The sequence below is a fragment of the Rhodococcus sp. 06-1460-1B genome (genome assembly GCF_002258475.1).
Taxonomy (GTDB): domain Bacteria; phylum Actinomycetota; class Actinomycetes; order Mycobacteriales; family Mycobacteriaceae; genus Rhodococcoides; species Rhodococcoides fascians.
This window is the reverse complement of sequence record NZ_NOYS01000018.1, coordinates 76,040-99,579: the sequence shown is the minus strand read 5'-3', so window position 1 is coordinate 99,579 and position 23,540 is coordinate 76,040. Positions and strand designations below refer to the sequence as shown.

25 protein-coding genes are annotated in these 23,540 nt (G+C 64.3%); 19 read left to right on the top strand and 6 right to left on the bottom strand.

Going from position 1 to position 23,540, the window contains the following annotated elements:
- Positions 1 to 19: 19 nt before the first annotated feature.
- Positions 20 to 787 (bottom strand): 2-phosphosulfolactate phosphatase, encoded by a 768-nt coding sequence (locus CH268_RS06500; RefSeq protein ID WP_094662990.1) that lies wholly within the window; start codon positions 785 to 787, stop codon positions 20 to 22.
- Positions 788 to 857: 70 nt separating this feature from the next.
- On the opposite strand from CH268_RS06500, the gene CH268_RS06495 reads away from it, so the two are divergent.
- Both CH268_RS06495 and CH268_RS06490 read left to right on the top strand, forming a co-directional pair.
- Complete coding sequence (locus tag CH268_RS06495; protein ID WP_032366446.1) at positions 858 to 1,292, top strand: hypothetical protein; 435 nt, start codon at positions 858 to 860, stop codon at positions 1,290 to 1,292.
- Between the two features lie 125 nt (positions 1,293 to 1,417).
- Positions 1,418 to 2,875 (top strand): APC family permease, encoded by a 1,458-nt coding sequence (locus CH268_RS06490; RefSeq protein WP_027496772.1) that lies wholly within the window; start codon positions 1,418 to 1,420, stop codon positions 2,873 to 2,875.
- A gap of 2 nt (positions 2,876 to 2,877) precedes the next feature.
- Here the strand turns inward: CH268_RS06490 and CH268_RS06485 are convergent, their stop codons facing one another.
- Positions 2,878 to 3,153 carry a hypothetical protein gene (locus CH268_RS06485; RefSeq protein ID WP_027496773.1) on the bottom strand — a complete coding sequence of 92 codons (276 nt, stop codon included), beginning with the start codon at positions 3,151 to 3,153 and terminating at the stop codon, positions 2,878 to 2,880.
- A gap of 100 nt (positions 3,154 to 3,253) precedes the next feature.
- Here CH268_RS06485 and CH268_RS06480 point away from each other — a divergent pair, with 100 nt between their 5' ends.
- Positions 3,254 to 3,889 (top strand): AMIN-like domain-containing (lipo)protein, encoded by a 636-nt coding sequence (locus CH268_RS06480; protein WP_141215095.1) that lies wholly within the window; start codon positions 3,254 to 3,256, stop codon positions 3,887 to 3,889.
- Between the two features lie 89 nt (positions 3,890 to 3,978).
- A complete protein-coding gene (locus CH268_RS06475; RefSeq protein WP_051365375.1) occupies positions 3,979 to 4,428 on the top strand; it encodes a chemotaxis protein CheY in 450 nt (149 codons plus the stop codon).
- Between the two features lies 1 nt (position 4,429).
- Here CH268_RS06475 and CH268_RS06470 read toward each other — a convergent pair whose 3' ends face one another.
- The gene (locus CH268_RS06470) at positions 4,430 to 5,143 is read right to left on the bottom strand and encodes an aquaporin (protein WP_032370827.1); all 714 of its coding nucleotides are present in this window, start codon (positions 5,141 to 5,143) and stop codon (positions 4,430 to 4,432) included.
- Positions 5,144 to 5,433: 290 nt separating this feature from the next.
- On the opposite strand from CH268_RS06470, the gene CH268_RS06465 reads away from it, so the two are divergent.
- From CH268_RS06465 to nuoN, 14 genes are all read left to right on the top strand, one after another.
- A complete protein-coding gene (locus tag CH268_RS06465) occupies positions 5,434 to 5,793 on the top strand; it encodes an NADH-quinone oxidoreductase subunit A (protein WP_027496775.1) in 360 nt (119 codons plus the stop codon).
- 71 nt (positions 5,794 to 5,864) lie between these two features.
- Positions 5,865 to 6,419, top strand: coding sequence for a NuoB/complex I 20 kDa subunit family protein (locus tag CH268_RS06460; protein WP_027496776.1), 555 nt, complete (start codon positions 5,865 to 5,867; stop codon positions 6,417 to 6,419).
- The gene (locus CH268_RS06455) at positions 6,416 to 7,120 is read left to right on the top strand and encodes an NADH-quinone oxidoreductase subunit C (RefSeq protein ID WP_176457862.1); all 705 of its coding nucleotides are present in this window, start codon (positions 6,416 to 6,418) and stop codon (positions 7,118 to 7,120) included. Before CH268_RS06460 ends, CH268_RS06455 begins: the two co-directional genes overlap by 4 nt.
- Entirely contained in the window at positions 7,120 to 8,418 is a 1,299-nt protein-coding gene (gene nuoD, locus CH268_RS06450; protein ID WP_094662988.1) for an NADH dehydrogenase (quinone) subunit D, read from the top strand. The genes CH268_RS06455 and nuoD overlap by 1 nt, the downstream gene beginning before the upstream one ends.
- Positions 8,415 to 9,311 (top strand): NADH-quinone oxidoreductase subunit NuoE, encoded by an 897-nt coding sequence (nuoE, locus tag CH268_RS06445; RefSeq protein WP_032366450.1) that lies wholly within the window; start codon positions 8,415 to 8,417, stop codon positions 9,309 to 9,311. Before nuoD ends, nuoE begins: the two co-directional genes overlap by 4 nt.
- 1 nt (position 9,312) lies before the next feature.
- Positions 9,313 to 10,614 carry an NADH-quinone oxidoreductase subunit NuoF gene (nuoF, locus tag CH268_RS06440; RefSeq protein ID WP_032366451.1) on the top strand — a complete coding sequence of 434 codons (1,302 nt, stop codon included), beginning with the start codon at positions 9,313 to 9,315 and terminating at the stop codon, positions 10,612 to 10,614.
- A gap of 104 nt (positions 10,615 to 10,718) precedes the next feature.
- On the top strand, positions 10,719 to 13,184 hold the full coding sequence (locus tag CH268_RS06435; protein WP_255182317.1) for an NADH-quinone oxidoreductase subunit G: 2,466 nt from the start codon (positions 10,719 to 10,721) through the stop codon (positions 13,182 to 13,184).
- 26 nt (positions 13,185 to 13,210) lie between these two features.
- Positions 13,211 to 14,491 (top strand): NADH-quinone oxidoreductase subunit NuoH, encoded by a 1,281-nt coding sequence (gene nuoH, locus CH268_RS06430; protein WP_032391636.1) that lies wholly within the window; start codon positions 13,211 to 13,213, stop codon positions 14,489 to 14,491.
- Entirely contained in the window at positions 14,484 to 15,029 is a 546-nt protein-coding gene (gene nuoI / locus CH268_RS06425; protein WP_094662984.1) for an NADH-quinone oxidoreductase subunit NuoI, read from the top strand. The genes nuoH and nuoI overlap by 8 nt, the downstream gene beginning before the upstream one ends.
- Positions 15,026 to 15,793, top strand: a complete 768-nt coding sequence (locus CH268_RS06420) for an NADH-quinone oxidoreductase subunit J (protein WP_032387262.1) — start codon at positions 15,026 to 15,028, stop codon at positions 15,791 to 15,793. Before nuoI ends, CH268_RS06420 begins: the two co-directional genes overlap by 4 nt.
- The gene (nuoK, locus tag CH268_RS06415) at positions 15,790 to 16,089 is read left to right on the top strand and encodes an NADH-quinone oxidoreductase subunit NuoK (RefSeq protein ID WP_032383367.1); all 300 of its coding nucleotides are present in this window, start codon (positions 15,790 to 15,792) and stop codon (positions 16,087 to 16,089) included. Before CH268_RS06420 ends, nuoK begins: the two co-directional genes overlap by 4 nt.
- 16 nt (positions 16,090 to 16,105) lie before the next feature.
- Positions 16,106 to 17,977: an NADH-quinone oxidoreductase subunit L gene (gene nuoL, locus CH268_RS06410; protein ID WP_094662982.1), complete on the top strand. Its 1,872-nt coding sequence runs from the start codon at positions 16,106 to 16,108 to the stop codon at positions 17,975 to 17,977.
- Positions 17,974 to 19,512, top strand: coding sequence for an NADH-quinone oxidoreductase subunit M (locus CH268_RS06405; protein ID WP_094662980.1), 1,539 nt, complete (start codon positions 17,974 to 17,976; stop codon positions 19,510 to 19,512). The genes nuoL and CH268_RS06405 overlap by 4 nt, the downstream gene beginning before the upstream one ends.
- Positions 19,509 to 21,071 carry an NADH-quinone oxidoreductase subunit NuoN gene (gene nuoN / locus CH268_RS06400; RefSeq protein WP_094662978.1) on the top strand — a complete coding sequence of 521 codons (1,563 nt, stop codon included), beginning with the start codon at positions 19,509 to 19,511 and terminating at the stop codon, positions 21,069 to 21,071. Before CH268_RS06405 ends, nuoN begins: the two co-directional genes overlap by 4 nt.
- Positions 21,072 to 21,082: 11 nt before the next feature.
- Here the strand turns inward: nuoN and CH268_RS06395 are convergent, their stop codons facing one another.
- A complete protein-coding gene (locus CH268_RS06395) occupies positions 21,083 to 21,562 on the bottom strand; it encodes a DUF4188 domain-containing protein (protein ID WP_094662976.1) in 480 nt (159 codons plus the stop codon).
- An 81-nt stretch (positions 21,563 to 21,643) separates the two neighbouring features.
- Between CH268_RS06395 and CH268_RS06390 the strand changes: the two genes are divergently transcribed.
- Positions 21,644 to 22,237: a TetR/AcrR family transcriptional regulator gene (locus tag CH268_RS06390; protein ID WP_027496788.1), complete on the top strand. Its 594-nt coding sequence runs from the start codon at positions 21,644 to 21,646 to the stop codon at positions 22,235 to 22,237.
- Here the strand turns inward: CH268_RS06390 and CH268_RS06385 are convergent.
- Together CH268_RS06385 and CH268_RS06380 are read right to left on the bottom strand one after the other, a co-directional pair.
- Entirely contained in the window at positions 22,231 to 23,154 is a 924-nt protein-coding gene (locus CH268_RS06385) for a YdcF family protein (protein ID WP_094662974.1), read from the bottom strand. The genes CH268_RS06390 and CH268_RS06385 overlap by 7 nt on opposite strands.
- Before the next feature lie 127 nt (positions 23,155 to 23,281).
- On the bottom strand, positions 23,282 to 23,536 hold the full coding sequence (locus CH268_RS06380; RefSeq protein WP_141215094.1) for a hypothetical protein: 255 nt from the start codon (positions 23,534 to 23,536) through the stop codon (positions 23,282 to 23,284).
- Between the last annotated feature and the right edge of the window lie 4 nt (positions 23,537 to 23,540).

Genomic DNA, 23,540 nt, shown 5'->3' with positions numbered 1-23,540 from the left:
TTTCATAGGCCCGATGGGGCTATCGGCCTCGGTGCTCGACGAAGGTCTCGCCGCGCAGTATCGGCACGCAGGAACTCGAGCCGACCTCGGCGGCGATGTCGACGTCCTCGGGGTGGCCCATCGCTATGAGCTCCCGCCCCGAGCCGCATCGCCGCAGCTCGGTAGCTATATCCGACGCGGCCGCGTGCCACGCGGTCGCAGCGACCACCGCCTCGGGGGATGGATCGAACAGGCCGGACTCCACGAGCGGTGCCAGCACGGCTCCGGCACCCCACAAGTCCTCCACTGCGGGCCGCAACGACGAATCCGGCCATCTCTCACCGGCGGCTATGACGGCAATCACGCTGTGGGGATGGTCGTCGACGACCCACTGCGCGATCGCGGCGGCGTTGCGGAGCGATGCGCCCACGCACGTGTCGACCCGGGCGGCGAGTGCGTGGGCGATCGTGGAACCGTTCGGCGACGGCAACACGAGTCGTCTCGGTGGCGGTGCGGCGGCGCGCACGGTGGCAGGACACAAGCTGACGTCTCCCGGCGTGGCAACCGAACGGCCGACTGCGAGAACGGCGTCGTGGTGCTCGGCCAGGTGGGTGGCACGGTCGTCGCGCCATCGGCTGGGTACGACCTCGATTCCGGCGTCCATCGCCACCGTCAGAGTGGTCGTGAACGACAGGACGTCCACGACGACGGCGATGTCGGCACCGGCGACCACAGCGTCGATCGCGGACAGGCCCCACTCGAAGCGCAATGCGCAGTCGTTCTGAGTGTGGGCGGAGTCGGCCGGCATTGCGGAACCGTAACCAACATTGCGTCCGGTGCTACGTTCGGCCCGGACAGCGGAACCAGGGGAGGCGCGGATGCAGCTGGAGATCGACACGAAAGTGATCGTGTTCGCGTCGGGTGTGTTGCTGATGTGGGCGTTGGCGCTCGGAGTGCTCAAGTACCACCAGATGTCCACGTCGAGCGACGGAACCGCGCACCGATACGTCGACATCGCGCATCGGGCAGCGTTGATGTACTCCTTCGCTGCTCTCGTTCTTGCGGCTCTCGCGCACTACAGCGCCTGGCCGACGGTGGTCGACCTGACCGCAGCGGTGGTGGTGCTGGTGTTCTTCGTCGCCGCGATCGCCGGCTACACCGTGCACGGGATCCGGCGAGACACCGAGAATCAGTTCGTCCATCCCGTTCCGGGGACGCACCTGTTCATGCTCGCTCTGATCGTCGGCGAGATCGGCGGGACCGCGGTACTGCTGGCCGGATTTTTCGCCGAACAATTCTTGGGACGGTCCTAGTGTCGCTCGGTCCCGAGGACGGTTGTGACGCAAGGATTTCCGATTTGTCCGGATAACCGACAATCGCGAAAACAAACACCACCTTTCCTCCGGCGCGGAAACAGTGGATGGCTTAGCGTCGGGAAATGGGAATGTTTCGCACGAAGTCCGTCGACGAGATCGAGAGCGACGTCGACGACGAGGGGTCCGGCAGTCTGCGCAAGCAGCTCGGGTTACGCGATTTGGTCGGTTTCGGGGTCGGCATCGTCATCGGAACCGGCATATTCACGCTCACCGGTGTACAGGCCAAAGAAAATGCCGGCCCGGCGGTCGTGATCTCCTTCGTCATCGCCGGTGTCGTGAGTTTGCTTGCCGCACTGTGTTATGCGGAACTTGCATCGGCCGTGCCGACGGCTGGCAGTGCGTACACGTACGCGTACGCCACCCTGGGGGAGCTGTTCGCGTGGATCATCGGATGGGATTTGATCCTCGAATTCGCTTTGGGTGCTGCCGTTGTCGCTCGAAGCTGGTCCGGCTACCTCGCGGATCTCTTTTCTCTGCCACCCAGCTTGTTCACGGAGGAAGCGCCGGTGAACGTCGGTGCTGTTGCCATCGTCGCGGTGCTGGGCGTCATTGCCGCTGTGGGAGTCAAGGAGTCGGCGCGAGTGACCAACGTGCTGGTTCTGATCAAGGTCGCCATTTCGGTGTTCATCGTGATCGCCGGCCTGTTCTTCGTCCAGAAGTCGAACCTGGTTCCGTTCGTGCCCGAGTCCGTGCCCGCCGAGGCCGGTGGCTCGACGCTCGATCAGCCCCTGATGCAGGCCGTGGCCGGAATCGCACCCTCGGCGTTCGGATTTGCCGGCGTCGTCACCGCTGCAGCGGTCGTGTTCTTCGCCTACACAGGATTCGAGGCCGTTGCCAATCTCAGTGAGGAGGCCGAGCGGCCCGCCCATGATCTGCCTCGTGCACTGATCGGCACGCTCGTGGCATGCACGTTGCTGTACATGATGGTCGCGTTCGTCGTCACCGGCATGGTGAAATACACCGAGCTCGACGACAGCGCACCCATTGCCAAGGCGTTCGATTCTGTGGGTGCAGGCTGGGCGGGTGTTCTGGTCTCGATAGCGGCCGTCGCGGGTCTGACGTCGGTCATTCTGGTCGAGTTGGTGACCATCAGCCGAATCGGCTTCGCGATGGGCCGGGACGGTTTGCTACCCAAGTCGGTTGCGAAGGTGTCTCCCCGTTTCGGGACTCCGACCCGGTTGACCGTCGGCGTAGTGGTGTTCGTGGCGCTGCTGGGGGCCCTGGTACCGCTGAAGGAATTGGCCGAGATGGTCAGCATCGGAGCCCTGTTCGCGTTTCTGCTGGTCTCGGCGGCAGTGCCGATCCTGCGTCGGACCAAGCCGGATCTCGAGCGGCCCTTTCGGGTTCCGCTCTCTCCCGTCGTGCCGATTCTGTCCGGGCTCTCGTGCGTCTACCTGATGGCCAACCTGGTGGTGGAGACGTGGATTCGGTTCCTGGTCTGGTTGGCCCTCGGTCTGTTGATCTACTTCGCCTACGGGCGCCGCAATGCGAGGTTGGCGACCGAGGTGGTCGACCGATAGACCTACCGTCGGTCGAGGTAGAGCTCCGCCGTCTCCGTTGCCACGGCCGCGACCGCCGAGGCGAGGCCGGGCTCGAGATCCAGAGCCGTCGCGAGTGGCTCGCCACGAAGATTCGACGATCGAAGCAACTCCCAGGCCCGCTCGACCAGTCGCACCGAGGTCGGGTGGTCCAATTCCGGTCGGTTGGACCGCAGCGCAGTGGCCGCCCAGTCCGCGTCGAACGTCCCGTTGGGAGGTCCGAACACGCGTTCACCGGACGAATAGCTCGTGGGCTCCATGCTCGACGACGCTAGCAGGATTTGCGGCAGGTGGGACCGTGACCGAACTGCGGCCGATAGACACTATCGAACCGATCGGTTTCATCTGTACGGTGAGTCGATGAGCGAGGGGTATCGCAGGCCTGTGGCGGCCGGGTCGGTCGTAGCACCACTGCTCGCTGCTGTGCTGCTCGTCGGTTGCTCCGCCGGTGAGGCACCTCGCCCGACGCCCGATGCGTCGTCGTCACCGAACTTCGAGACCGCCACCGGCTCGCTCGTGGTCGGTGACCCGTTCACCGCGCCGACCGCCCCGACCGAAACGCTGCCCCCGGTCGTGCCGGGACTGTCGCTGGAGGGAATTCGTCAACCCTCCGGCTCACCCGTGGCGGTGACGGACGTGGTGTTGGGAGCCTCCTCCGTCGAGTATCGACTGCGCGGCAACGGGCCGGTGTCCTACACGGTGCGCTACGTCGACGAGGCCGTCCGATACGGAACCAGTGAGCCGGTCGCGCTTCCCGGGCGAGCCGTACTCCAGGTCGACATCGCCGGTACCTCGACCGAGCCGGATGTCACCGTCGTTCCGTACGCCGGGCCGGATCGGATTCGAAACGAGCCGGACTCCGCCGTGGTGGCAGTCGACTTCCTGGCCGATGCCGATGGAATCTCACAGTCCTTCGTCGCCGTGGCGTCAGACCGTCCTGACTTCGCGGTGCACAGCACCGAGGAACCGGCCGCCGTGATCGTCACCATCTCCTGAGCTGCCGCCAACCGACGTCGACGACGCGAAAGTACCTCTGCGACGTGCGTTCGGGCCCGGTCCACCGGGGGCCGCGCTACCATCGCGGTGTGTCCGACGCCACAGCGAGAGCAAGTTCGGCAGGTCAGGTGCATGTGCTCGTGTACAGCAGTAACGCGGCCACGCGCGCTCAGGTGATGTCTGCGGTGGGCACCCGGCCCGATCCGGCGCTCGGCGTCGTCGACTTCGTCGAGGTTGCCACCGCGGCCGTGGTGATCGAGCACCTGGACGCGGGTGGAATCGATGTGGCGATCCTCGACGGTGAGTCCTCGCCCGTCGGCGGACTGGGTTTGGCCAAGCAACTCAAGGACGAGATCGACGACTGCCCGCCGGTGCTGGTGCTCATCGGACGCCCCGACGACCGGTGGTTGGCCGACTGGTCGCGCGCCGAGGCCGCAGTTCCCCATCCAGTGGATCCGATCCGACTCGGGCGCGCGGTGGTCGATCTGCTGAGGCAGCACTCGGGTCGCGTCGGTGCCAGGGTCTCTCGATCGCGGTAGATCAGACCGTTTTCTCCGATGCGGGCACCGTCAGCACGAACCGGTGGATCGAGCCGGCGACAACAGCTCCGAGCACGGGGAACACCACGAACACCCACAGTTGTGACAGGGCAGGGCCGCCGGCGACGAGGGCGGGGCCGAGGGACCGAGCAGGGTTGACCGAGGTCGAGTCGATTCCGATGCCCAGCAGGTGAACCACGGTCAGGGTCAGGCCGATCGGGATGCCGGCCGCCACGACGGGGTGAACGGTGGGGGCCGTGGTGGCGAGTACGACGAGGACGAGCAGGCCGGTCGCGATCGTCTCGAACACCGCGACCGACGCCAAGCCGTACGCTCCGGGCGAGGAGCTGCCGAATCCGTTGGTGCCCAGACCGTCCGACGACATGTCGTACCCGGGACGGCCCGATGCGACCAACAGTACGACCAGCGCGCCGATCACTGCACCTGCGGCCTGGGCGGCGATGTAGAACGCAGCCTTGATCGGGGTGATGGCGCGAGCTATCAGGGCTCCGATCGTCACGGCCGGGTTGATGTGGCAGCCCGAGATCGGGCCGATCGCGTAGACGAGGGCAAGCAGTGTGAGTCCGAACGCCAGGGCGATGCCCGGGGTTCCGACGGTGTCGCCCGCGATGACGGCGGTGCCGACGCCGAATATCACGAGCAGGGCAGTTCCCAGTCCCTCGGCGGCGAGCGCCGAGACGGAAATCGACTTCATTGTCTCTCCTTAGTGGTGGCGGCAGCCCGGGTCGGGTGGCCGGAAATGTTCGGTGATTGGTCGTCCCTCGCGGTGTGGACCGCATGTGAGGCGAGAGTGATGTGGATCACATCAATGATTGGGTCCGAGGGTGGGTGGCCCATGCGCGTCAACGGTTTACGAAACTGGACTGCTCGAAATCCCGCGAGATCTGCACCGAACCCATACTGTGTGGTTCAGGTCACATTGGTACGGCCGTCGCATTTACTTTCGCGGCGGCGCGGTCGTCGATCGAGGGAGCGGATGCCCGAATGAACGCCTACGTTCCGATTCTCGTCCTGGGTGCCGTCGCAGTCGCGTTCGCGGTCTTCTCGGTGATGGTCGGCACGATGGTGGGACCCGCCCGATACAACCGAGCGAAGTTCGACGCGTACGAATGTGGAATCGAACCCACGATGCATGCGCCTACGGGACAACGATTTCCGGTGAAGTTCTATCTCACCGCGATGCTGTTCATCATCTTCGACATCGAGATCGTCTTCCTCTATCCCTGGGCCGTCCACCTCGACGTTCTCGGTGCGTTCGGGCTCGTCGCGATGGCGTTGTTCGTCGTGAACGTGTCGGTGGCCTACGTGTACGAGTGGCGGCGAGGCGGGCTCGGTTGGGACTGACCACACGATCTCGGATACGACGACGGCACGATGCACTGTTCTCATTCCGCGGAAGCGAAAGAGCGTGATCGATGGGACTCGAAGAGAAGCTACCCAGCGGATTCCTGCTGACCACCGTCGAGGGGTTGGCCGGGTACGCACGTAAGGGCTCGCTGTGGCCCGCCACCTTCGGGCTCGCATGTTGTGCCATCGAAATGATGGCCACCACGTCCGGCCGTTTCGATCTCGCGCGATTCGGAATGGAAGCGTTTCGCGCGTCCCCCCGGCAGGCGGATCTGATGATCGTGGCCGGCCGCGTCAGCCAGAAGATGGCTCCGGTGTTGAGGCAGGTCTACGACCAGATGGCAGAACCGAAATGGGTTCTCGCCATGGGTGTCTGTGCATCCTCGGGCGGAATGTTCAACAACTACGCGGTGGTCCAGGGAGTGGACCACATCGTGCCCGTCGACATCTATCTGCCCGGGTGCCCGCCTCGGCCCGAGATGCTGCTCAACGCAATCCTGGAGTTGCACAAAAAGATTCAGCAGATGCCGTTGGGTGTGAACCGGGAACAGGTGCGAGCGGCCGCCGAGGCGGCTGCACTCTCGTCCACCCCGACGATCGATCTGAAGGGTTTGCTCCGATGACGGCGCAGCCGCCGGGTGGGATGTCTCAGCCGCCAGGAAAAATGTCTCAGCGGCCACGCGGGATGTTCGGGGTTCGCGGTAGTGGCGACACGTCGGGCTACGGCCGATTGGTGCCGCCGGCGGCAGCGGAGGACACCGCGACGCGGCCCTACGGCGGCTACTTCGATGCCCTCGTCGATCGGTTGGCCACCGTCCTTCTTGCTGTGAACCCCGTCGCTACGTTCGACGCCGCCGTCGAACGGGTGGTGATTCATCGCGGCGAATTGACGCTGCATCTGGTGCGGGAGTACGTGCCTGCCGTCGCCCAGGCGCTACGGGACGACGAAGAATTGCGATTCGAATTGTGTACCGGCGCATCGGGTGTGCACTATCCGGACCTGATCGGCCGGGAGTTGCACGTTGTGTACCATCTGGTCTCCATCACGCACGGCCGTCGGCTCCGACTCGAAGTTGCCGTCCCCGTCGACGATCCACACAGTCCGTCGCTGTGCGGGGTGTATCCCACCAACGACTGGCACGAGCGCGAGGTCTACGACTTCTTCGGCATCGTCTTCGACGGTCATCCTGCATTGACGCGGATCGAGATGCCCGACGACTGGGTCGGTCATCCACAACGCAAGGACTATCCGCTGGGCGGAATTCCCATCGAGTACAAGGGCGCTCGCGTCGCGCCTCCCAACGAGCGCAGGTCGTACAACTGATGAGTGCAACGGACGAAACCATCTACGCGGTCTCCGGACAGGACTGGGACGACGTCGTCGAGTTGGCCCGCGGATCGAGTACCGAGCGGATCGTGGTCAACATGGGCCCGCAGCACCCGTCAACACACGGCGTGCTGCGGTTGATTCTCGAAATCGAGGGCGAGACCGTCACCGAGGCTCGTTGCGGGATCGGGTATCTGCACACGGGAATCGAGAAGAATCTCGAGTACCGAAACTGGACCCAGGGCGTCACGTTCGTCACCCGCATGGACTACCTGTCGCCGTTCTTCAACGAAACCGCATACTGCCTCGGCGTGGAGAAGCTACTGGGTATAACCGACGACATTCCCGAGCGCGCCACGGTGATCCGGGTGATGCTGATGGAGCTGAATCGCATCTCGTCGCATCTCGTCGCATTGGCCACGGGCGGAATGGAATTGGGAGCGGTCACCGCGATGCTGTTCGGGTTCCGTGAGCGCGAGCTGATACTCGACGTCTTCGAGGCCATCACCGGCCTGCGCATGAACCACGCCTACATCCGGCCGGGCGGACTGTCGCAGGACCTACCCGAGGACGCGGTCGGCAGGGTACGTGAGCTCCTTCGCGTGCTGCCGGGACGCCTGCGCGACCTCGAACTCATGCTCAACGACAACCCGATCTGGAAAGCCAGAACCGAGCACGTAGGTTATCTGGATCTCACCGGATGTATGGCGCTGGGCGTCACCGGTCCGGTGCTGCGTTCGACCGGACTGCCCTACGACCTGCGACGGTCCGATCCGTACTGCGGGTACGAGAACTACGAGTTCGACGTGGTGACGGACACCGGATGCGACTGCTACGGGCGATATCTGATTCGCGTCGAAGAAATGAAGGAATCGCTCAAGATAGTCGAACAGGCCCTCGACCGCCTGCGTCCCGGCCCGGTCGTCATCGACGACAAGAAGATCGCGTGGCCGGCCGAGCTGGTCTCGGGACCCGATGGCCTGGGCAACTCTCAGGAGCATGTGCGGACCATCATGGACACCTCGATGGAATCGCTGATTCACCACTTCAAACTGGTGACCGAGGGAATGCGGGTCCCGGCCGGCCAGGTGTTGTCCTCGGTGGAGTCGCCGCGAGGGGAGCTCGGGGTACACATCGTCAGCGACGGTGGAACCAGGCCGTACCGAGTGCATTTCAGAGATCCGTCCTTCACCAACCTGCAAGCGGTGGCGGCAATGTGCGAGGGCGGAATGATCTCCGACGTCATCGCCGCGGTCGCCAGTATCGACCCGGTGATGGGTGGGGTGGATCGATGACCGCGCAGCCCCAGTCGGAACCGGTTCTGATCCAACTCGGAGCCCGGCCGGACGAACCGGTGCAACTGGCCACGCCGGGTGCACGAACGTCGTATCCCGCCGAGGTGCTCGCCCGGCTGCACGCCGACGCCGATATCGTCGTCGCGCGCTATCCGCAGGCCAGATCGGCCCTGCTGCCGCTGCTCCATCTCGTGCAAGCCGAGGACGGCTGCCTCACGCCCGCTGGAATCGAATTCTGCTCGGAGGTACTCGAACTCACCGGGGCGGAGGTGACTGCAGTCGCGACCTTCTACTCGATGTATCGACGCGAACCCACCGGGACGTACCGCGTCGGCGTGTGCACCAACACGCTGTGTGCTGTCATGGGCGGCGACGCCATCATGGACGCGCTGCGTGATCACCTGGATGTCGAGCACGGAGGTACCACCGCCGACGGCACGATCACCCTCGAACACATCGAGTGCAATGCCGCATGCGATTACGCCCCGGTGATGATGGTCAATTGGGAGTTCTTCGACAACAGCACCCCGTCGTCTGCGCGGGATCTGGTCGATGCACTTCGATCCGGCACCCAGGTCACACCGACGCGTGGAGCACCGCTGTGCACGTTCCGCGAAACCGAGCGGATTCTCGCCGGATTTTCCGACGATCGGCCCGAGGCACTCGAAGCGACCGGTAGTGCAGGCGATGCCACCCTGGCCGGACTGCGATACGCGCGCGAACACGCGATGTCGGCACCCGAGGCCGGGGCACGACCGAACGACGATCACCCGGACGTCGGCGCCGCGGCCGCACCGGAGACGGTGCGAGACAAGCCCGCACCGGCACCCTCGGCGACTGTGCCACCACAACCGAACACCACCGAGACCGATCCACCGACGAACGGAGCGTGACATGGCCCTGACGCCGGTGTTGAGCGAGTTCTGGGACGAGAAGAATTCCTGGACGCTCGACGTCTACCGCAGCCACGACGGATACCGCGGGCTCGAGAAGGCCCTCGCGATGGACCCCGACGACCTCATCGCCTTCGTCAAGGAATCCGGATTACGCGGTCGCGGCGGCGCAGGATTTCCGACCGGAACGAAGTGGAGCTTCATCCCGCAGAACGACGGTAAAGAGCATTACCTGGTGGTCAATGCCGACGAGTCCGAGCCGGGTACCTGCAAGGACATGCCCCTGCTGATGGCGAGCCCGCACACGCTGGTCGAAGGAATAGTGATCGCCGCGTACGCAATTCGCGCATCCCATGCATTCGTGTACGTCCGCGGCGAGGTAGTGCCGGTGCTACGCAGGCTGCAGGCTGCGGTCGCCGAGGCCTACGCGGCGGGCTATCTGGGAAAGGGTGTTCTCGGAACGAAATTCGACTTGGAGTTGGTGATCCACGCCGGAGCCGGCGCGTACATCTGCGGCGAGGAAACAGCCCTCCTCGACTCGTTGGAAGGTCGGCGCGGACAACCTCGGCTGCGGCCACCGTTCCCCGCAGTGGCGGGCCTCTACGCACGCCCGACTGTGGTGAACAACGTCGAATCGATCGCCAGCGTTCCAGTGATCCTGCGCAAGGGAATCGAGTGGTTCCGATCGATGGGTAGCGAGAAGTCACCCGGCTTCACGCTGTACTCCATCTCGGGCCACGTCTGCCGTCCAGGCCAGTACGAGGCACCGTTGGGGATCACGCTGCGGGAGTTGCTCGGCTACGCGGGCGGGATCAGACCGGGACACGAACTGAAGTTCTGGACGCCGGGAGGATCCTCGACGCCGATGTTCACCGGCGAGCATCTCGATGTCCCACTCGACTACGAGGGCGTCGGTGCCGCCGGATCGATGCTGGGCACCAAGGCCTTGCAAATATTCGACGAGACGACCTGCGTGGTGCGAGCGGTGCTGCGCTGGACCGAGTTCTACGCACACGAATCCTGCGGCAAATGCACACCGTGCCGGGAAGGCACGTACTGGCTGGTACAAATCCTGCGCCGCCTCGACGGTGGAACCGGCACCGAGGCCGACCTCACAACCTTGCTCGACATCGCCGACGGCATCGCCGGAAAGTCCTTCTGCGCGTTGGGGGACGGTGCCGCCAGCCCGATCGTGTCTTCGCTGAAGTACTTCCGTGACGAATACATCCGTCACGTCACCGAGCAGGGATGCCCATTCGATCCACACCGATCGACCCTGATGGCAGAGGAGCTGACGTCATGACTGCAGCAGCACATGGTCGCTCCGCAGGCTCCACTCCTGCATCCCCGGGTCGTTCCGCAGGCTCCACTCCTGCCAATCCCGATCAGTCGGTCACCCGAGTAGAGATGGTGACACTGACCATCGACGACCACGAGATCAGTGCCCCCAAGGGCACGTTGGTGATCCGCGCGGCCGAGTTGATGGGCGTACAGATTCCGCGATTCTGCGATCATCCGCTGCTCGATCCGGTGGGTGCCTGCCGCCAATGTCTGGTCGATGTCGAGGGGCAACGCAAGCCGTTGGCGTCCTGTACGACGACCGTGGCCGAGGGCATGGTGGTGCGCACTCAGGTGACGTCGGAGGTCGCGGGCAAAGCGCAACGTGGCGTCATGGAATTGCTGCTGATCAATCATCCTCTCGATTGCCCGGTGTGCGACAAGGGCGGTGAGTGTCCACTGCAGAATCAGGCGATGGCCGCGGGTCGCACCGAGTCCAGGTTCACCGAGACCAAACGTACGTATCCCAAACCGATTCCGTTGTCGGCCGAGGTTCTGCTCGATCGCGAACGCTGTGTCCTGTGCGCTCGATGTACTCGCTTCGCGGCGCAGGTTGCCGGTGATCCATCCATCGAGCTGCTCGAACGCGGTGCCGTGCAACAGGTCGGCATCTTCGGCACCGAGCCGTTCGACTCCTACTTCTCGGGAAACACCGTCCAGATCTGCCCCGTGGGTGCACTGACGAACACCGAGTATCGGTTCCGAGCGCGCCCGTACGATCTGACGTCCTCGCCGAGCGTGTGCGAACACTGCGCAGGAGGCTGTGCGCAACGCACGGATCATCGTCGTGGCAAGGTCCTCCGCCGGTTGGCTGGTGACGATCCCCAGGTCAACGAAGAGTGGAACTGCGACAAGGGCCGGTGGGCATTCAAGTACGCCAGCGAGCCGGACCGCATCGGCGCACCGATGGTCAGAGACGAATCGGGGGCTCTGGTCGAGACGTCCTGGTCGGCTGCATTGGCGGCGGCGGCAACGGGACTGGCTGCGTCGATCGGGAACGCTGCGGTACTCGTGGGCGGAAGATCGACTGTCGAAGACTCCTACGCATACGCCAAGTTCGCGCGAACAGTGCTGCACACCAACGACATCGACTTCCGCAACCGTGCTCACAGCGCCGAGGAAGCGGAGTTCCTGGCCGGTCGTATAGCGGCGACGGGGCTGGGCGTGACCTACTCGGATCTCGAAAACGCTCCTGTGGTGTTGATGGTGGGGTTCGAGCCGGAAGAAGAGTCACCGCTGATGTTCCTCAGGTTGCGCAAGGCGCGCCGGACGCGCGGCGTGGTCGTGGCGTCGATCGCACCCTGGGCCAGCCGCGGTCTGCGCAAGCTCGACGGGGTGCTCCTGCAGTCGATTCCCGGCGAGGAACCACAGTGGCTCGACGCACTGCACGTCGGTGACCGGGGTACCGAATCGATCGCCCAGCTCCTCCGGAGCCCGGGAGCGATCGTGCTCGTGGGCGAGCGGCTCGGTTCCGTTCCCGGTGCATTGTCCGCAGCGTCGAAGTTGGCCGACGACACCGGAGCGAACCTGGCATGGATTCCGCGACGGGCAGGAGAGCGCGGTGCCCTCGACGCAGGCGCGTTGCCGAACCTGCTGCCGGGCGGGCGGCCCGTCGCCGACGCCGCCGCCCGCGCCGAGGTGGCAGCCGTGTGGGGAGTGACAGAACTGCCTACGGACGCGGGCCGAGATACCGCGGCGATACTGGCGGATACCGGGCCTGACCGCGCCCTGATCACCGCAGGGATCGACCCGGACGATCTGCCCGATCCGCAGGGTGCGCTCGACGCGGTGGACCGATCGGCATTCGTGGTCAGCCTGGAACTACGCCACAGCGCCGTCACCGAGCGGGCCGACGTGGTGTTTCCGGTGGCACCGGTGGTCGACAAGCCCGGAACCTTCGTCGACTGGGAGGGCAGGCCTCGCACGTTCGACACCGCACTCGGTGCCGGCGCAGTATTACCCGACCAACGCGTTCTCGACGCCATTGCCGCGCAGATGGGAGTCGAACTGTCGCTACCCGACGCGGCGGCGGCGCGCGGCGAGTTGGCACGGCTGGGAGCCTGGAGCGAGTCACGGATTCCTGTGGCTCGAGTGGCACCACGGCGAGATACGCCGACGCTCTCCATCGGCCAGGCAATTCTGGCCACCTGGCGAATGCTCATCGATTCGGGACGGATGCAGGACGGCGAGGACAATCTCGCGCAGACCGGCAGGGCACCCGTGATCAGGCTGTCCGAGACGGCGGCGTCGAGCATCGAAGCGTCGCCCGGCGACCTGGTCAGGGTCGAGACGGGCCGGGGCTCGATCACCTTGCCACTGAAAATCACCGATCTACCCGACAACGTGGTGTGGGTACCGATGAACTCGCCCGGTTCTTCGGTGTACCGCTCACTCGGCGCGGAGTCGGGTGCGGTGGTGGGGATTTGCAGGGATCAGCCTGCGGAACGACCCGGGGGTGCAGGAGTGGAGCCTGCGGAACGACCCGGGGGTGCGGGAGTGGAGCCTGCGGAACGACCCGAGGGTGGTGCATCGTGATTGTCGCAGCGCCGACCGATCTGTCGATGTTCGGCACCGACCCGTGGTGGCTGGTGGTCGGCAAGGCCCTGGCGGTCTTCGTTTTTCTTGTGCTCACACCGCTCGTGGCCATCTATGCCGAGCGCAAGATCATGGCGTGGATGCAGATGCGCGTCGGGCCCAATCGGGTGGGTCCGTGGGGACTGTTGCAGTCTCTGATGGACGGGATCAAGCTCGCTCTGAAAGAGGGCATCACTCCGACCGGCGTCGACAAGCCGATTTACATTCTGGCTCCGATCATTTCGGTGGTCCCTGCCTTCATGGCCTTCGCGGTGATTCCGTTCGGTCCCGAGGTGTCGGTGTTCGGCACTACGACTCCGCTGCAGATGACCGACCTGCCGGTGGGGGTTCTGTACATCCTTGCGGTCACCTCGGTGGGTGTGTACGGGATCGTCCTGGCCGGTTGGGCGTCGAGTTCGACGTATCCGTTGCTGGGTGCACTACGTTCGACGGCTCAGGTCATTTCCTACGAGGTTGCGATGGGGCTTTCGTTCGCTGCGGTGTTCCTGTACGCGGGCACCATGTCGACGTCCGGAATCGTTGGTGCGCAACAGAACACCTGGTACGTGTTCCTGTTGTTGCCGTCGTTTCTGGTGTACGTGACGGCGATGGTGGGTGAAACCAACCGCGCGCCGTTCGACTTGCCCGAGGCCGAGGGGGAGTTGGTGGGCGGGTTCCACACCGAATATTCCTCCTTGCGTTTCGCGATGTTCATGCTTGCCGAGTACATCAACATGGTCACGGTGTCGGCGCTCGCGACCACGTTGTTCCTGGGTGGCTGGCGGGCTCCGATTCCGTTGAGTCTGTGGAGCGGTGCCAATTCCGGGTGGTGGCCGGTGCTGTGGTTCGTCGCCAAGGTGTGGGTGTTCCTGTTCGTCTTCATCTGGTTGCGGTCGACGTTGCCGCGATTGCGTTACGACCAGTTCATGAACTTCGGCTGGAAGATCCTCATTCCCGTCGCTCTGATCTGGGTGATGGTGATCGCGACGGTGCGGGTACTGGGGGCCGGGCGATACGACGTACCTCTGGTCACGTTCGTGGTGTCGACGATCTTTGCAGTCGCCGTCCTGGGTTCGCTGCTGCTCTTACTGCGCCGCCGCGCGCGCACACGAAACCTGCCGCCTGCTGCACCCGTCGCACCGTTCGACGCTGCGGCGGGCGGGTTTCCCGTACCTCCCATTCCGAAGCAGGGCACGAACATCGCGAGCCGGCACGCCGGCGCACGGTCCACCGTGGCCGCGTCCCAGAAGGAGAACGCCGATGCCTGAATTCCTCGGTCCCATAGCAGGTTTCGGTGTCACCTTCGCCACCATGTTCAAAAAGCCCGAAACCGAGCTGTATCCGGAGGAGAAGAAGCCGACCGAGGAGCGCTATCACGGCCGCCATCAGCTCAACAGGTACGCCGACGGGCTCGAGAAGTGCATCGGTTGCGAACTCTGTGCGTGGGCCTGCCCGGCCGACGCGATCTATGTCGAAGGTGCCGACAACACCGAGACCGAACGGTTTTCGCCGGGCGAGCGATACGGCGGGGTCTACCAGATCAACTATCTCCGGTGCATCGGCTGCGGACTGTGTGTGGAGGCCTGTCCCACACGGGCTCTGACGATGACCAACGAATACGAACTGGCCGGTGACAACAGAGCCGACCTGATCTACGAGAAGGATTTGCTGCTGGCACCGCTGGAGCCGGACATGGTGCCGCCGCCGCACGCGATGGCACCGGGGTGTTCGGCAGAGGACTACTACCGCGGTGCCGTCACCGGTGCCGAGAGCGAGGCCGACACCGATCGAGGGCCGGTTCGATGACTGCCACCGTTCAGCTCGCGCTCGAGGCAACCTCCACCGGCGAGGCCGTGCAGTTCTGGACCCTCGGTGTCGTTGCGGTCATCGGTGCATTGGGTGTGGTGATGAGCACGAAGGCCGTCTACTCGGCACTGTTCCTCGCGGCCACCATGGTGGTTCTCGCTACCTTCTACATGGCCCAAGGGGCCCTGTTTCTCGGTGTCGTGCAGATCGTCGTCTACACCGGCGCGGTCATGATGCTGTTTCTGTTCGTCCTGATGCTCGTCGGGGTCGACACCTCGGAGTCGTTGACCGAGACACTGCGCGGGCACCGTATCGCGGCTGTCGTCATCGGAATCGGCTTCGGGCTGTTGATCATCGGGGTGCTGCTGCGCGACTCGGCCCGCGCCGGGCGACTCGATTTCGCCGGACTCGACGCGGCCAACTCCACCGGAAACGTAGAAGGCCTGGCCGAACTGATCTTCGTCGAGTACGTCTGGGCGTTCGAGCTGACCGGCGCGCTGTTGATCACGGCCACCATCGGGGCGATGATTCTGGCGCACCGGGAGGCTCTGGGACCGGTGAAGGGTCAGCGGGAGATGTCGCAGGACCGGTTCCGTGACGGCTCCAGGGTGACGCCGCTGCCGAGCCCCGGTGTGTTCGCTCGTCACAACGGCGTCGATCGACGGGCTCTGCTCCCGGACGGAAGCGAGTCGGACTCGTCCGTCAACGCACTGTTCGCCGATCGAGGCATCGAGTACAAGGTGGACGGGGGTGACGCGCGATGAATCCAGAGAATTACCTCTACCTGTCGGTTCTGCTGTTCACGATCGGCGCGGCGGGAGTCATCGTCAGGCGCAACGCCATCATCGTGTTCATGTGCATCGAATTGATGCTCAACGCAGTCAATCTCGCGTTCGTCACGTTCTCTCGCATGCACGGCAATCTCGACGGCCAATTGTTCGCGTTCTTCACCATGGTGGTCGCTGCAGCCGAGGTGGTGGTGGGCCTGGCGATCATCATGGCCATCTTCCGTTCTCGTCGCTCGATCTCGATGGACGAGAACAATCTGATGAAGAACTGAAGGGGGAGCAGAAACGATGTCGATCCTGTGGCTTCTCCCGGCTCTGCCGGCGTTCGGTGCGGCCGTCCTTCTGCTCGGTGGCCGGCGCTGCAACTCGTGGGGCCACCTTCTCGCGACGGCCGCCGCGGTGTCGTCGTTCGTCGTTGCGGCGCTGGTGTTCTCGTCGATGCTCGGACGGGACGAGTCGGACAGAACACTGACTCACACGCTGTTCCGCTGGGTGCCCGTCGACGAATTGCAGGTCGACTTCGGCATGCGTGCCGATCAACTCTCGATCTGTTTCGTCCTGTTGATCACCGGGGTCGGATCACTCATTCACGTGTACTCGATCGGGTACATGAGCCATGACCCGGAGCGGCGACGCTTCTTCGCGTACCTCAATCTGTTTCTCGCAGCCATGCTGCTGCTGGTGCTGGCAGACAATTTCCTCGGCCTCTATCTGGGGTGGGAGGGTGTCGGTCTGGCGTCGTACCTGCTCATCGGATTCTGGCAACACAAGCCATCGGCAGCGACGGCTGCTCGAAAAGCGTTCGTGGTCAACCGCGTCGGCGATATCGGCTTGGCCATCGCCCTGATGATCATGTTCGTGAACTTCGGGTCTGTGCAGTACGACGTGGTGTTCGCGGGAATCGGGAACGCGGGTGAATCGGTGGCGACCGCCATGGCACTGATGTTGCTGCTGGCGGCCTGCGGAAAATCGGCCCAGGTGCCGCTGCAGTCGTGGCTCGGCGACGCGATGGAGGGCCCGACGCCGGTCTCCGCACTCATCCACGCGGCGACGATGGTCACCGCCGGGGTGTATCTCATCGTCCGATCCGGACCGGTGTTCGAGGCCTCGCCGGTGGCGCGGGCGGCGACCGTCACGGTCGGCGCGGTGACGTTGCTGTTCGGTGCCGTCATCGGTTGTGCGAAAGACGACATCAAGAAGGCGCTCGCCGCCTCGACGATGAGTCAGATCGGGTACATGGTGCTCGCGGCCGGACTCGGCCCGTCCGGTTATGCCTTCGCCATCGTGCTGCTGCTGTCGCACGGATTCTTCAAGGCAGGCCTGTTCCTGGGGGCCGGCTCGGTGATGCACGCGATGAACGACGAGACCGACATGCGACGGTTCGGCGGGCTCCGTGCCGCGATGCCGATCACGTTCGTCACGTTCGGTCTCGGCTACCTCGCCATCATCGGAGTTCCGCCGTTCTCCGGTTTCTTCGCCAAGGATCCGATCATCGAGATCGCGTTCGCGGCCGGGGGAGCGGCAGGTGTGGTGCTGGGCTGCGTCACGTTGCTCGGTGCGGGCTTGACGGCCTTCTACATGACTCGGGTGATGCTGATGACGTTCTTCGGCCCGAAACGCTGGGCGGCGCAGGCACATCCGCACGAAGCGTCGGCGACGATGACAGCCCCCATGATTCTGTTGGCCGTCGGCTCGGTGGCATCGGGTGCCTTCCTTGCGGTGGGTGGACGCCTCGAGACGTGGCTGGAACCGGTGGTGGGATCGGCGCACGAAGAACACGCGATACCTGCCTGGGTCGTGACGGTCGCAGTTTTGGCGGTGGTACTCGTGGGTGCCGGCGTCGCGTACCGGAAGTACATCGCTCGTGACGTTCCCCCGACTCCACCCGAGGACGTATCGGTGCTGACCAGAGCCGCACGCGCTGACCTGTACGGCGACGCCTTCAACGAGGCAGCATTCATGCGGCCCGGTCAAAAGCTCACGAACACAATGGTATTCGCCGACAAGGCGGGTATCGACGCGGTTGTGGACGGGGTGGGGAGATCGATCGGCGGAGTATCGACTCGATCGAGGCGGCTGCAGACCGGATTCGTACGGTCCTATGCGTTGGCGATGTTCGCGGGGGCAGTTCTCGTCGTGCTGATGGTGGTGGTCCTGTGACGTTCCCCTGGCTGACCGTCCTGTGGGTTCTGCCGATTCTCGGCGCGATTGTCGTCGCCCTGGTGCCGGCCGATCGTCCGACAATCGCGCGTGGTGTCGCCGTGGGGTTCGCTACCGGCACACTCGTGGTGTCGGTGGTACTCGCCGTGGCATTCGACTCCGGTGGCGATCGCTACCAGTTCCTCGAAGATCATTCCTGGATAGCGGCATTCGGTGCGCGCTACACGCTCGGCCTCGACGGAATAGGCCTCGTGCTGGTGTTGCTCACCACCGTTCTGACCCCACTGCTGCTCGTCGCGGGCTGGCACGACGGCAGCCGTGTGGCGAACTACGGATCGCGCCGGGTCTCGCACACCTACATGGCGTTGATCCTGGTGGTCGAGTCCATGGTGATCGTCTCGTTCCTCGCCTTGGACGTATTGCTGTTCTACATCTTCTTCGAGGCGATGTTGATTCCGATGTACTTCCTCATCGGTGGGTTCGGCGGTGTTCAGCGAACGCGCGCCGCGGTGAAATTCCTGCTCTACAACCTGTTCGGTGGACTGGTGATGCTGGCTGCCGTCATCGGGTTGTACGTCGTCACGGCCAGGCCCGACGGCCCGTTCGACGGCGGCACGTTCGATCTGCGCGCGATCGCGGATGCGGCGTCATCGGGGGGACTCGGTGTGGATCCGATGGTTCTGAACGCGCTGTTCCTCGGCTTCATGTTCGCGTTCGCGATCAAGGCACCGCTGTGGCCGTTCCACACGTGGCTACCCGACGCTGCAGTGCAGTCGACCCCGGCGACTGCAGTGCTGATGATGTCGGTGGTGGACAAGGTCGGCACCTTCGCCATGCTGCGCTTCTGCCTCGAGCTCTTTCCCGGTTCGTCGCAGACGTTCGCCCCGTGGATCATCACGCTCGCGGTGATCGGAATCGTGTACGGCGCGATACTGGCGATCGGTCAGACCGACATGATGAGACTCATTGCCTACACTTCGATTTCGCACTTCGGGTTCATCATCCTCGGCATCTTCGCGATGACCGGTCAGAGTCAGGCCGGTGCCACGCTGTACATGGTCAACCATGGAATCTCCACCGCCGCATTGTTCTTGATCGCAGGCTTTCTCGTGTCCCGTCGTGGTTCACGCGCGATCGCCGACTACGGCGGCGTCCAGAAGGTCGCGCCGGTGCTCGCCGGAACGTTTCTGATCTCTGGTCTGGCCACGCTCTCGCTACCCGGTCTTGCCCCGTTCATCAGCGAATTCTTGGTGCTGATCGGCACATTCGGTCGCTACGGCGTCGCCGCAATCGTGGCCACCGGTGCGCTCGTGCTGTCGGCGATCTACATTCTCTGGCTTTATCAGCGGGTGATGACGGGGCCGGTCCGTGAGGGCAACGAGAAGATCTCCGATCTCGTTCCCCGTGAGGCGTTGGTGGTGATCCCGTTGCTCGCGCTGCTAGTCGTGTTCGGGGTGTACCCGAAACCGGCACTCGACATCATCACTCCGGCAGTGCAATCCACGATCGTCGATAGTGCAGGAGGTCAACGATGACCACTCCCGAAGTGCAGTACGGTCTGCTGTCGCCCATGCTGGTCGTCTTCGGTGTCGCGGTTCTCGGGGTTCTCGTCGAGGCGTTCGTACCGCTACGTGCTCGTCGCGCAACCCACGTGGGTCTCGCTCTGGCAGGGCTGGTCGGCGCCCTCGCGGCAGTGCTCGGCCTGGCCGGCACCGAGGCAGCCGCGATGAACGGGGCCGTCGCGATCGACGGACCGACTCTGTTCCTGCAGGGAACCATTGTGCTCGTGGCAATTCCGGCCATCGCACTGTTGGCGGAGCGCACCGTCGCCGTCACCGGGGCCGGGGCCGAGCGCCGCATCGACTCGTTCACTCCGCAGGCCTCGACCACGCCGGGCAGCGTGGCAGAGAAGCAGGCCATCGATGCAGGCGTCGCCCAGACCGAGGTCTTTCCACTGGCGATGTTCGCGATCGGCGGCATGCTGCTGTTTCCGGCGTCCACGGATCTGCTGACGATGTTCGTGGCGCTGGAGGTGCTGTCGTTGCCGCTGTATCTGCTGTGCGGACTGGCGAGACGACGACGACTGCTCTCTCAGGAAGCAGCCCTCAAATACTTTCTGCTGGGCGCGTTCTCGTCTGCGTTCTTCCTGTTCGGAGTCGCGTTTCTCTACGGCTACGCGGGGACGGTCCGATTGGACGGAATCGCCGACGCCATCACGGCAGACGGTCAGGGCAGATCACTCGCACTGATCGGAACCGCCTTGCTTGCGGTGGGTCTGCTGTTCAAAGTCGGTGCCGTGCCTTTCCATTCGTGGATTCCCGACGTCTACCAGGGTGCCCCCACTCCGGTGACGGCGCTGATGGCCACCGTGACCAAGGTGGCGGCCTTCGGTGCGATTCTGCGAATCTTCGGAATGGCGCTGCCCGGTCTCGAGTCGAGTTGGCGTCCGATGTTGTGGGTGATCGCCATCGCCACGATGGTGCTCGGTTCGGTTGTCGCGGTGACGCAGACCGACGTCAAACGGATGCTGGCCTACTCGTCCGTGGCGCACACCGGGTTCATCCTCACCGGAGTGACTGCGCTGGGTAGTTCGGGTGATGTACGTGATTCGGGGGTGTCGGCCACGATGTTCTACCTGCTTGCCTATGCCTTCAGCACGCTGGGTGGATTCGCGGTCATCGGTCTGGCCCGAGACGAACGCGGTGAGGTGAGCGACCTGGAGCGATGGGCGGGTATCGGTCGCCGCTCGCCGCTCGTCGCCGCTGTGTTCGGTTTGTTTCTGCTCTCGTTCGCCGGGATCCCGCTCACCAGTGGGTTCATCGGTAAGTTCGCGGTGTTCAGCGCAGCCTCGGGTGCGGGGGGAGCCGCACTGGTCGTGGTCGGAGTGGTGTGCAGTGCGATTGCAGCGTTCTTCTACGTGCGCGTGATCGTGCTGATGTTCTTCACCGAACCCAGCGAACGGACCGCCACGGTGGTGCGTCCTACCGCGCCGGTGGCCTGTGCGATCTGGGTGTCGGTGGTCGTCACCGTGGCACTGGGAGTCTTTCCTCAGCCCGTTCTCGATATCGCCGCGCGGGCCGGGATCTTCCTCTAGCACGTACGGGCCTACTTCGCGGACTTCATTCGCTGCTTCCACGTGTGCGAGCCGGTGCCGACGGGGATCCCACCGATGGCTCCCGCGAGGCCGAATGTCGGCATGTTGACGTAGATCGCTTCACTGTCCTGGGCTGTCGCGGTATAGGTTTCGTGCCATACGCCGACATGGCCGGTCGCAGCGACCGATCGGTTGAAGGCACGCCAGGCGGGGGCATGTGGTGCGTCAGGATCGGAGGCGAATCGCGTCAGGTCTTCCGCGTTGCGCCAGTAACTGACGAGCATGGTGGTGCGGCCCAACCACGAGTGGTAGCCGAGCAGTCCGGAGGTGGGATCCTGCTCGAGGTGGCTGAGCATCCGCGGCATCGCGCGCGCGGCGGGAAGCCAGGAGCGAACGGCAAGGGGATTGTTGATGCGCATTCCGATGAGGAAGACCGTGACGGTGTCGCGGTCGGATTCGACCGTGATGCGGCCGTCGATGATGGATTGCATGTCGTGTTCCCGTCTGTTCGGTTCGGGGCCGAGCACATGGCGTGACACTGTTATAAAACACTGTTGTGATAGATTTCGCAAGTGGCGAGACCCAGAATTCACGATGCCGAACTGCGCACCCGGCTACTCGAAGCCGCAGCGGAAACCGTTGCGCGCCATGGCGTCGACTCGTTGTCGTTGCGTAAACTCGCGGCCGCGCAGGGCACCTCGACCACGGCCATCTACTCGCTGTTCGGCGGTCGAGCGGAGCTGCTGGTGGCTCTGTTCGGCGCGTCGTTCTCGAGTTTCGGTGACGCGCAACGCAGCGTTCCTGTCACCGGGGAATCCGAGGTCGACCTGCGCGAACTGGCATTTGCGTACCGCCGCTGGGCCATGGCCAACCCACACCTCTACGCAGTGATGTTCGGCGGAGTGCTCGGTTCGGTCGACGTATCCGATCAGGCACATCTCGCGGCCGCCGCGATGGATCCGCTTCGGGCGGCGGTGGCGAGCGCCGTCGAGGCAGGCACGATGAGCGGCGCGTCGGTGGACGTGATCAGCCACTCGTTCTGGGCGATCGTGCACGGTCTGGTGTCGCTCGAGTTGTCGATACCCGGGATGGCCGACGACGAGGATCGTCGGGTGATGTTCGACGCCGGGGCGGCGTCTGTGCTGCGCGGGTGGATGCGTCAGTAGGTGCGCGGTATCCCGATGATCTTGGTGGCGTCGACGGTCATGCCCAACCGTGCTGTCGGAGCGAGCGCGGGCAGGGCCGGAAGATCGTCGGGGGTGGATGTGGCGGCACCGATCACGTCGGCACCGGCGATCTCGAAGTCGGAGATCGCTCGCCGAAGATGGCTGGGAGTTGTTGCGAGCACCAGATTCACAGCACCGATCTCAGTAGCCAGTGGGGTGGCGCGCTGCGCATTCTGCACCGTCGAATTCGCAGTGGACTCGGCGTGAATGCGGTCGGCCGCAATCTCGTTGTCGATCAGCCACTTCTTCATCGCTTCGGCTTCGGTGACGCCGCGCTGCGGATTTCCACCGGTGACGATGATGGGTGATTCGGGGGAACGCTCGGCGACCGCGGCAGCGGATTTCAGTCGCTGCACCAGTTCCGGTGCCATACTGCCGTCGTCGTTCAGGCCCAGGCCGAGCACCACGATTGCCGTCCTCACGCCATCGGTCGCAGGCGCGAAGTCGATCGCCTCCGTCGCCGCCTCGTCGATGACTTCGATAGCCCGATCCACCGCATCGGCAAGCGGGGGAGACAGGGCGCGCAGGCGGGCCGAGTGCAGCGCTCGCGCGTCGGCATCATCGGTTGCGTTGGCGTAGAACGTCTGCAGGGCTGCGACATTGGCATCGTTCGGTGCGGCGGTGGCAACCGCGTCCAGTGCGGCGAAACCGGCCTCGTAGCGACCCTTGACCAGAGCATTCTGCGCATCGTTGTAATGCTGCGCGTCGGCCGAACGTACTGCGTCGGCAGTCGTTGGGGTCGAGATCGGCGCAGCGGGCTCGGCCGTCGCCGAACTGGATCCCATGGCGAGCCCGAACACGGCGACACAAGAGACCACGGCAACGCGAATCGACGGTTGTTGTCGGCCGGATCGCATTGTCGGCTGCCCTCCTGAACGATGACGGGTTTTCGTCACCCTAGCTCAGTTCGGTGCCAGTGTGGCTGGTGTGATCCGAGCTGCTCGAGTTACAGGAATGTACTTCGGTGTCGGCTGAACTCGATCGTCACATCGTGACCGGAGCGCGTCCGCGGTCGGCTGGTTCGATGGTCACCTCGGCGTCGGGAAGGAAAACTCGCTCGGTCGTGGTGGTTCCGTCGACGCCATCGGTGACCGTCACCGCCACGTTCTCGGCAACCTGCCCAGCGCTTTCGATGAACCCGGTCACGACACCCTCCTCGATGAGGAGATGATCACCCACCAACAGAAGAAGCTCATCCGCCGTCACCGTTCGCCTGCCGCCCACATCTTCGATTGTCATGAAT